The sequence below is a fragment of the Proteus sp. fly-1067 genome (assembly GCF_040139345.1).
Lineage (GTDB): Bacteria > Pseudomonadota > Gammaproteobacteria > Enterobacterales > Enterobacteriaceae > Proteus > Proteus vulgaris_B.
In genome coordinates this window covers 1-607 of sequence record NZ_JBEEUL010000156.1, presented here as the reverse complement: position 1 = coordinate 607, position 607 = coordinate 1, and the positions used below count along the sequence as shown (strand labels likewise).

Sequence of the window (607 nt, the reverse complement as noted above, 5' to 3'; positions counted from 1 at the left end):
GAAAAAATACCCATTATTTATTTCCTCTTGATGGATTATATCATTCAGTAGAGCCTCAACCCGATTTTGGCTTCCCACCAATACGTGATGCTCCGTTTGACTATTACATAAAACATATTGCAAGCAGCATGCCAACTTTTAATAAAAATCATTAACCATATGAATAAAAAGAAATAAATTATTTTTATATCATTTTCTCGTACAGTAAACTATAGTTAATATCAGGTCAATAAAACCAACTATTGGTGAAAATAACCATGAAAAATACTAACGATACCATTATTGGTAATTCATCTAATTTCTTAGATGTCCTTGAACGTACCTCTGAGTTAGCCAAACTTAACAAACCTATTTTAGTAATTGGTGAACGAGGTACAGGTAAAGAGTTGATTGCCGACCGCTTACACTTTCTATCCCCCCGCTGGCAAGAGCCTTTTATCTCTCTTAATTGCAGTGGACTCAATGAGAATTTACTTGATTCTGAGTTATTTGGTCATGAGGCAGGTTCTTTTACTGGTGCCCAAAAACGCCATCAAGGCCGTTTTGAACGGGCAGATAAAGGTACTTTATTTCTAGATGAACTTGCCACAGCCCCCATGTCTGTACA

At 36.1% G+C, this 607-nt stretch carries 1 protein-coding gene; it reads left to right on the top strand.

The annotated features are described in order from the left end of the window. Positions 1-257: 257 nt before the first annotated feature. Positions 258-607, top strand: a 350-nt coding sequence (locus tag ABN217_RS19725) for a sigma 54-interacting transcriptional regulator (protein ID WP_349459928.1), incomplete at its 3' end; no start/stop codon positions are given.